Below are 8860 nucleotides of genomic sequence, written 5' to 3'. Positions count from 1 at the left end.
AGGTTTGGAAACCAAGACAGCCAGTGGTTTTTAAAATATTGCCAGATTTGTTTGTCTTGATCCATGCCCATAAACTCACCAACTAGCTCCATACATATAATTTCAGTATCGCTAAGTTTAGGCGCAAATCCGCCTCTTCTTAACGGTTTTTGAACGACTAAGTTGTAATATTGCTCTACCATCAGATAGATATTAATGATAAATTCGTCAAGTGGCATCTCATTGTCCTTGGTCTTCTTGGTCGAAAACTTTAAGGATAGTGAGGTGTCATTTTTTTTCAACCCCTAAAAGTGTTGAGAGTGGGGTCCCAGTTAATAATTAATACTTATAGTTATACACTAAATCCTTAGAATCTTTAAGGGTTTTTACAAAAATTTTATCACATTACTAGTCGTCTTAAAATAAAGACCCTGAAACTGTTAAGTGATATACTCAAAGAAGCTTACTTTACAACGATAAATAAGCATAAGTTAGCCTACTTCACTTTACCCCAACTTTATTTAATTCATCACTTATTAAGCTTTATTTATTATTTTTATTGGCTTATTACAGGTTAGTTCATGTCGCATGCCCCTCATATCCCAGTGCCTTATTTCCAGTTTATCACTGAGGTAGCAAATTTTGATTTAACCCAGACAGTATTTACTCCTGTTCCCAATAAGAAAATACACCGCCACTGTCCATTTATTATTATTGATGCAGAGTACATTAACGCCCCTTTAATGGATGTGGCTGTGGCCACTTGTGACGACGAGGAGCCTGAGGCGACCTCAATATCAGGAGCTGACAAGCCAGACGATAATAATAAGGCAAGCGAGCAGGCCCTAAAAAAGGAACAATTAGACTATTTAGCCAAGCTACCAGCCGATCCTATTCATGCCAAAGCTTATGAGAGCCAAGCAGCTGACTCAGATGCTACTGACTTGCCATTAAATAACCAAAATCAACTAAAAGCTGAGCAACACTGCGAAGTAACAGACGACACTACAAAAAAAGAATCGCCAAGAGCGGATAGCACAGAAACCCAAAACACAAAAACTGACCGCACAGCGCCTGTACCTGCTGAGCAAAAACAAACTGTGCCAGAGGAGCAGAGCTTAAAGCCAAAGCAAGACTCTTTGGCAAATCAGAAACCCGTCGACTCTGAGCAGCATCACCATCAAGAAGCTAAGCCTCATCCTACTTCGTATAAAAAAAATAGTAAAAAAAATAGCGAAGAATATAGTGCAGAGGAGGAGGAAGAGCTTAGCGAAGATGAAAAACAAAAAATTAAAAAAGAATCACAATTAGAATCTTATAAGCAATTTTTGGCAGAGCAAAAAAGCAAAGTAAAAATTGATTATCCTGGTGTCCGGGTAGATATTGAAGCCAACGCCCTACCCAGTCGCATGTATTTTATTATGAATGCGTTATCAGCGATCATTGCCAGTTATGGCTTGGTCGTCAACTCGGCTGCTGTGGTAATCGGGGCTATGTTGGTGGCAATGATGCTTGGGCCTATCAGTGGTGCAGCACTGGCTATTATTGACTATCGCATTCCTTTTTTACGCAAGTCATTATTTACAGTATTGGCTGGAGCAGCAATGGTGGTGGGCATTGGCTTTCTCGTCGGCTGGATACACCAAGACTCTCCACTCACCAATGAAATCTTATCTCGCACCCAGCCCACTTCTATGGACTTGATGATTGCATTGGCAGGCGGTACTGCTGGTGCCTACGCCATGATTTCCCCGCAACTGTCTGTTGCCGTGGTTGGGGTTGCGGTCGCCACAGCTTTGGTTCCGCCTTTAGCTGCCAGTGGGATTCTATTCGCCCATGGTGAAAGCTCATTGGGCCTTGGCGCCTTATTATTAGCCTTAACCAATATTATCGCCATTCAGTTTACCAATGCGTTAGTTCTATGGTCGGCAGGCTTTCGACGTTTGGTTGAAGATGACTACAAAAGCAGCCCTTTTGTCGCTTTTTTCCGTCGTAATGCTGTCCCATTGATGTTACTGGTAGTCATAGGTGCTTATTTAACCTATAACTTTAATACCATTACTAAGAAGCAAAAATTTGAAAACGAAGTGAAGGAAAGCCTTAATGACTATTTCATTGATAAGGGCAATGCGTTAACCACCACCCAGTTTGTGCCAAGAGAAGACTATCAAACGGTTAGAGCGGTTATACGTGGCGAAACCCGACCTTCTTCGCAAGAGGCCAGATATCTAGAACAACACATTAACAACATCATTGAGCAGGACTATCCAAAATATCAGCCGGTGCGCCTGCAACTAAGATATATTCCAGTCGTTGTTATTGAATCAAGCCCGTATCATAAAGATGAGATTGACACGACAGATGCCGCCATCTTAGCCAATGAATAATTAGCTGATTAATAATTAGCTGATTAATAACCTATCAATAAAAGTAGTCGATTGCGTCAAAGTTAAAACCAATATTTACAGCCAATAGCCACACTATGTGAAGTGAATAGTCATGTTTTGGCTATAAATATGCTAAACTTTGACGCTATTATTTATAGCTGCACGCTTAGAGCCACTCTGTAGGGCGTTTTTTGGCTATATAATCCATTTTTATTGTAACCTACTTTATTTTTATCACAAATAAACCTTTAGCTTATCAGCCATTCTTTAAGGAGTTCATGTGACTCAGTCTGTGCCCACATCATCAAATTCAGTATCCCCTGCTTCAAGCAAATTCTTAACCACAGCCGAGCTGCGTAAATCTTTTATTGATTTCTTCGTTAGTAAGCAGCACACGCACGTACCCTCATCAAGCTTAGTGCCTTACAACGATCCAACCCTACTGTTCACTAACGCTGGTATGAACCAGTTCAAAGACTGCTTCTTAGGTATCGATAAGCGAGATTATAGTCGCGCCGTTACCTCACAGAAGTGTGTGCGTGCTGGTGGTAAACACAATGACTTAGATAACGTAGGATATACCGCCCGTCACCATACTTTCTTTGAAATGTTAGGTAACTTCTCCTTTGGCGATTATTTCAAAAAATCTGCTATTGCTTATGCATGGGAATTTTTAACCTCAGCACAATGGTTGGCTTTAGACGCTAATCGACTGTATGTCACCATCTATGAGACAGATGATGAAGCCTTTGATATCTGGCACAAAGATATTGGCCTGCCCGCAGAACGCATTATCCGTATTGGCGATAACAAGGGTGCTCCTTACGCTTCTGATAACTTCTGGGCTATGGGTGATACTGGCCCTTGTGGTCCTTGTACAGAAGTGTTCTTCGACCACGGCGCACACGTTGAGGGTGGCTTACCTGGTACACCAGAAGAAGATGGCGACCGCTACATTGAAGTGTGGAACTGTGTTTTCATGCAGTTCAACCGTCAGCCCGATGGCACTATGGAGCCTCTACCTGCACCAAGCGTAGATACCGGTATGGGTCTTGAGCGTATCAGTGCTATCTTGCAAGGCGTTCACAGCAACTATGAGATAGACCTATTCGTTAACCTAATCAATAGTGCTGCTGACTTACTAGGCATCAAAAATGAAAACCAAGCTTCCTTAAAAGTTATCGCTGATCACATCCGTGCAGTGAGCTTCTTAATCGCTGATGGTGTATTGCCAAGTAATGAGGGCCGCGGCTATGTACTGCGCCGTATCATTCGCCGCGCGGTAAGACATGGTAATAAATTAGGGGCTGAAGACAGCTTCTTCTACAAGATGGTAGCCCCTTTGGTAGCAGAGATGGGCGAAGCTTATCCTCAATTAGTTGAAAAGCAAGCTTTTATTGAATCAGCTATCGAAAAAGAAGAAGTTCAATTTGCCAAAACGCTGGCTCAAGGTCTACGTTTATTAGACAGTGAATTAAGTAACTTAAAATCTGGTGATGTTTTATCTGGCGAGGCCGCTTTCAAACTTTATGACACTTATGGTTTCCCAGTGGATTTAACCGCTGACATTACCCGTGAGCGTGGCATCAGTATTGATGAAGCAGGTTTTGATGAACAGATGAATATCCAGCGTCAACGTGCCCGTGATGCGGGTAAATTTGATGTGGACTACTCTGCTGCCATTAAGGTTGAAACCCCAACTGAATTCGTAGGCTATGAGAAGCTGGATGAGACCCAAGTTAATATCATCGGCCTATATCAAGATGGCAAAGAAGTTGACGAGCTAAATGAAGGTGATGAGGGCGTTATCGTTCTTGATCGCACTCCATTTTATGCCGAAGGCGGTGGTCAAGTAGGTGAAATGGGTGAAATCCGTACCAGCTCAGGTGTGTTCAATGTAGAAGACACTAAGAAGTCAGGACAAGCCATTATTCATCATGGTGTGGTCAACATGGGCAGTCTAAAAGCCAAACAGACTGCTGATACCCAAGTCATTTCCGCCATTCGCGCAGCCAGTGCCAAAAACCACTCTGCCACCCACTTATTACATGCCGCTTTACGCAAAGTACTGGGCGATAAAGTCTCACAAAAAGGCTCATTGGTCAGCAGCGAAGTCCTGCGTTTTGACTTCTCTTACGACAATGCTGTGTCTCAAAAAGACTTAGCTACTATTGAGCGCTTGGTAAATGAGCAAATTCAAGCCAACGTTGAGACCCAAATTGAGCACATGAACATCGATGAAGCCATGGCCAAAGGCGCAGCTGCCTTATTTGGTGAAAAATACGGCGAAACCGTTCGCGTCTTAACCATGGGTGCCAGAGACATCGAAGATGGTGTTGAGAAGCCCTTCTCTATCGAGCTGTGTGGCGGGCTACATGTGAAGCGTACTGGTGATATTGGTCTATTTAAAATTACCTCAGAGTCAGGTATTGCTGCTGGGGTTCGCCGCATTGAGGCTTTAACGGGTATGGGGGCATTACGCTATGTACAGCAAGCTGACAGCCAGTTAACTGCCCTAGCCAATCAGCTAAAAGCAAAACGTCCAGAGGTAGCTGACCGTGTCCAATCTATGGCGGACAAACAACGTGAGCTAGAAAAAGAGATTGAGCGCCTGAATCAAAAAATCGCTAGTGCTCAAGCCGCTACTTTAGTAGATCAGGTACAAACCATCGCCGATAAAAAAGTACTCATCGCCCAAGTAGCCGGTATTGACGGCAAAGCCATGCGCGGACTGATCGATGATATGAAGTCCAAACTTCAAGACACCATCATTGTTTTGGTGGGCGAAAAAGGCGATCAGCTGGCCTTAGCTGCTTCAGTGAGCAAATCTTTAACCGCTGACATAAAAGCCGGTGATATCATTCGTCACTTGGCCACTGAGCTTGGTGGAAAAGGCGGCGGTAAGCCTGATTATGCTCAAGGCGGTGCTCCTAATAGTGATAAGCTGGCCTCTGTTATGGCGCAGCTACCCACTTGGTTACAAAGTCAGCTAAGCTAATAACTTAACGCTGTACAGCTATTATTAATATTTTTATTACCTTATTGGGTTAGCTAATATAGTTGGCCCAATTAATACTTTTAGTAGAAATCAATACTTTAAGCAGGATAAATACTGAACATTGCAATAAGTTTAGTAGCTTATAACTATTTACCATCATTAATTTTCCTGCTTTCTTTGATGGTAACGCTCTGTTGTGATATAAAGTACGTTTGTCTGAATAGTTTTTTGTTGATTGAAGTAGATTATTAGTTGCCTCACTCAGGATTATTAACCCCACTAAACTTACAGACAAAGTTAATTAAACCAAGGGATTACCGTTTTTTATTATTATTTTTCTTACTACTTATGTCGTGGTGACTGTATATCAACAGCGTTGCTCATCTAAGGCATAAGTTTGGGCGATAGTAGTAGAGATAATGGTGAAAACCAAACTTTCAATTCAAAGGGTTTCACATGGCATTGATTGTACAAAAATATGGTGGTACGTCGATGGGCAGTATCGACCGTATCAAAAATGTTGCAAAGCGAATTAAGCGCTGGCATGACCATGGACATCAAGTAATCGTTGTCGTATCAGCCATGAGCGGTGAGACTAACCGATTAATCGACCTTGCCAATCAAATCAGCAGCACACCAGATCCTCGTGAATACGACCAAATGGTCTCTACGGGTGAGCAGGTTTCTATCTCATTGTTATCTATGGCTATTCAAGAGCTTGGTATTGGTGCTCGCTCTTTTACCGGTGGCCAAGTCGCCATTCGTACTGACAATAAGCACACTAAAGCCCGTATCGAATCCATCGATTCTGAAAATATTCAAGCACAGCTTAATGCTGGTAATGTGGTGGTGGTTGCAGGCTTCCAGGGTGTCGATGCCGAAGGCAATATCACCACTTTAGGTCGTGGTGGCTCAGATACTACAGGTGTGGCGCTTGCTGCAGCTTTGGACGCAGATGAGTGTCAAATCTACACAGATGTTGACGGTGTATACACCACAGATCCACGCGTTACGGCTAAAGCGCGTAAGCTTGATAAAATCACTTTTGAAGAAATGCTAGAAATGGCCAGCTTAGGCTCCAAAGTATTGCAAATTCGTGCCGTAGAGTTTGCTGGAAAATACCAAGTACCTTTAAGAGTTCTGTCTAGTTTTGACGAAGGTCAAGATGGCAGCTTTGATGAAGAATTCCGCCAAAATGTTGGCACACTGATTACAGTTGACGAAGGAGACGACATGGAACAGCCGGTCATTTCAGGTATCGCATTTAACAGAGACGAAGCAAAGATTGTGGTACGTGGTGTGCCTGATCATCCTGGCGTAGCCTCTTCAATTTTGACGCCTATTAGCGATGCTAATATCGAAATCGATATGATTTTACAAAACCTATCAGAGCAAGGTCTAACTGATTTCAGCTTTACAGTAAATCGTCCTGACTTTGATAAAGCGGTGAAAATCTTAGAAGGTATCAAACAAGAAATCGATGCCAAAGAAATTCATGGCAATACAGATGTGGTTAAAGTATCTTTAGTGGGTGTAGGCATGCGCTCACATGCTGGTGTGGCGAGCAAAATGTTCCAAGTATTGGCTGAGAACCATATCAACATCCAAATGATTTCAACCAGTGAAATCAAAATTTCTGTATTGATCAAAGAACAACACTTAGAAAAAGCCGTTAAATCTTTGCACACTGCATTTGGTCTAGATCGTGCAGATGGTGAAAGTAAAGTTGCTGGTCTATAACCTTTTATTACTTAGCTAAATAGTAAGACAAGTTACCAGGTTTATAGGTAATTTAACTTCACATTAAATAGCTAGTATTTAATAAGTAAACCTTGCTAAATTAAAAGAGTCTTCGGGCTCTTTTAATTTATATAAGGTTCTAAGTTTATGTAACCTTATAAATAATATATAAGGATAAATAATATATAAGGCTTTAAAAGCGGTTATATGTTAAAAATAGTGAATATTAATGACACTGCCACTATAAAGCCTTATAATGTTCTGTTCGAATATGGTCTATGCTGATGTAGTTAAGAGTCAAATGAACTCTTAGGGCAAATACATCATCAATAGCAATGCTATTTTGAACACTTTTATCCCCTTGAAAAGTTAGATGTTGTTTAGCTACATTTTAGGCATTCAGTTATTTGGTTAAATAACCTAATTGAATAAGCTTAAGTTTAGCAAATGACTTCAAAATAGCGTTGGACAATCAAAGTCGCCTTTTTTAAGGGCAAACTTAATGGGCAGCGTTATGAATATTTTATCATTTGGCATTTGCCAGATTTTTCAATTGCGACATAAGGAGTGTGACGCATGTTAATTTTAACTCGCCGTGTTGGTGAAACTTTAATGGTTGGTGACGAAGTAAGTGTCACTGTTTTGGGTGTAAAAGGCAATCAAGTTCGCATTGGCGTTAATGCACCAAAAGATATTGCAGTGCATCGTGAAGAGATTTATCAACGCATTCAGCACGAACGAGCTATGCAGTCTCAAATGCAACACTTAGAGCAAAGCAACTTCCCTACCTCATTTGACGATGATGACTTTTTTAATAGATAACTAAGTATTTTTTAGGTATTGTCTTTATCAAAGCACGACTATCATCATAGTTATGCCGAGAGACAATATAAATGAATATTAGTATTCAATAATTAGTTCTGATTTGATAATGAGGCCATTATGAGTATCCGACATTCTGACGTGTCTGCACTACTAAACGGACTAGATAAAAAAGCCATTGGCTTCAAGGACGTCATTAACTTTATCGACGACTTTTATCGCTATACCCCTGTTAAATTTAGCAATGGGGACTGCGTGAATGCTCCTGGTATCAATGAAGGCAGTGCTAAGATTTTTGGTTTTGCCAAACATCATGGCCTAAGCCAACTTGATACCCTAAAATTATTTGGTGAGCATTACCAATCGGTACTAGCCACTCCAAATGGTACGGATCATGCTAATATCCGTAACTTTTTACATTGGGGTTGGAGTGCTTTTTTAATGGAAAAAAACCCATTAACACCGCGTCCAGAGGTTGATGTAAAAAACATCTAGTCGCCTTATTATAGGGCAATAAAAAAAGACTAACTTAGGTTAGTCTTTTTTTTGCTTCAAATTTCTGCCTTATGTTTTCAAAATAATCAAGAAAACTTAGCGGAACTTAACTGGCTGAATGTCACCCTTGGGGTTTGGCATGTTGGGATAGTGATGCTCATGCTCTACATCACACTCCTCACCTACTACGGTGCCATCTTTTTTTACAGGCTTATGAATGTAGCCCACACGCTCTTGAGGCGGCAGATTTTCGTGTTCCCAAATCATCACCGCTTGCATACAAGTCTCACGTTGTTCTGTGGTTAGCTTATTGCCATCAGGCCACTTACCTATCTCAATTGCTGTACGAAAAGAAGCCACTAATTCAGGGGTCATTGCTGCCAATACATCTTCTTTTTTCATAACATACCTCATATTTAATACTATACTATCATAGCCA

6 protein-coding genes and 1 pseudogene are annotated in these 8860 nt (G+C 41.3%); 5 read left to right on the top strand and 2 right to left on the bottom strand.

Annotation, left to right across the window (positions count from 1 at the left end):
* Positions 1-218: pseudogene (locus G561_RS0102965) on the bottom strand (IS982 family transposase); the annotation flags it as partial.
* Positions 219-560: 342 nt separating this feature from the next.
* On the opposite strand from G561_RS0102965, the gene G561_RS0102960 reads away from it, so the two are divergent.
* From G561_RS0102960 to G561_RS0102935, 5 genes are all read left to right on the top strand, one after another.
* Positions 561-2366 carry a DUF389 domain-containing protein gene (locus tag G561_RS0102960; RefSeq protein WP_028858222.1) on the top strand — a complete coding sequence of 602 codons (1806 nt, stop codon included), beginning with the start codon at positions 561-563 and terminating at the stop codon, positions 2364-2366.
* Positions 2367-2646: 280 nt separating this feature from the next.
* A complete protein-coding gene (alaS, locus tag G561_RS0102955; RefSeq protein WP_081794350.1) occupies positions 2647-5364 on the top strand; it encodes an alanine--tRNA ligase in 2718 nt (905 codons plus the stop codon).
* A gap of 456 nt (positions 5365-5820) precedes the next feature.
* On the top strand, positions 5821-7104 hold the full coding sequence (locus G561_RS0102945; protein WP_028858220.1) for an aspartate kinase: 1284 nt from the start codon (positions 5821-5823) through the stop codon (positions 7102-7104).
* Between the two features lie 576 nt (positions 7105-7680).
* Complete coding sequence (gene csrA / locus G561_RS0102940) at positions 7681-7926, top strand: carbon storage regulator CsrA (RefSeq protein WP_028858219.1); 246 nt, start codon at positions 7681-7683, stop codon at positions 7924-7926.
* A 120-nt stretch (positions 7927-8046) separates the two neighbouring features.
* Positions 8047-8421 carry a HopJ type III effector protein gene (locus G561_RS0102935; protein WP_037031529.1) on the top strand — a complete coding sequence of 125 codons (375 nt, stop codon included), beginning with the start codon at positions 8047-8049 and terminating at the stop codon, positions 8419-8421.
* A 96-nt stretch (positions 8422-8517) separates the two neighbouring features.
* Here G561_RS0102935 and G561_RS0102930 read toward each other — a convergent pair whose 3' ends face one another.
* The gene (locus G561_RS0102930; protein WP_028858217.1) at positions 8518-8823 is read right to left on the bottom strand and encodes a YeaC family protein; all 306 of its coding nucleotides are present in this window, start codon (positions 8821-8823) and stop codon (positions 8518-8520) included.
* Positions 8824-8860: the final 37 nt, after the last annotated feature.

This window comes from Psychrobacter phenylpyruvicus DSM 7000 = NBRC 102152 (genome assembly GCF_000685805.1).
Classification (GTDB): Bacteria; Pseudomonadota; Gammaproteobacteria; order Pseudomonadales; family Moraxellaceae; genus Psychrobacter; species Psychrobacter phenylpyruvicus.
This window is presented reverse-complemented; position numbering and strand designations above follow the sequence as displayed.

Coding starts and splice junctions, on each gene's coding strand:
- G561_RS0102960 (WP_028858222.1), top strand. CDS start 561: ATGTCGCATGCCCCTCATATCCCAGTGCCTTATTTCCAGTTTATCACT.
- csrA (WP_028858219.1), top strand. CDS start 7,681: ATGTTAATTTTAACTCGCCGTGTTGGTGAAACTTTAATGGTTGGTGAC.
- G561_RS0102930 (WP_028858217.1), bottom strand. CDS start 8,823: ATGAAAAAAGAAGATGTATTGGCAGCAATGACCCCTGAATTAGTGGCT.
- G561_RS0102935 (WP_037031529.1), top strand. CDS start 8,047: ATGAGTATCCGACATTCTGACGTGTCTGCACTACTAAACGGACTAGAT.
- G561_RS0102945 (WP_028858220.1), top strand. CDS start 5,821: ATGGCATTGATTGTACAAAAATATGGTGGTACGTCGATGGGCAGTATC.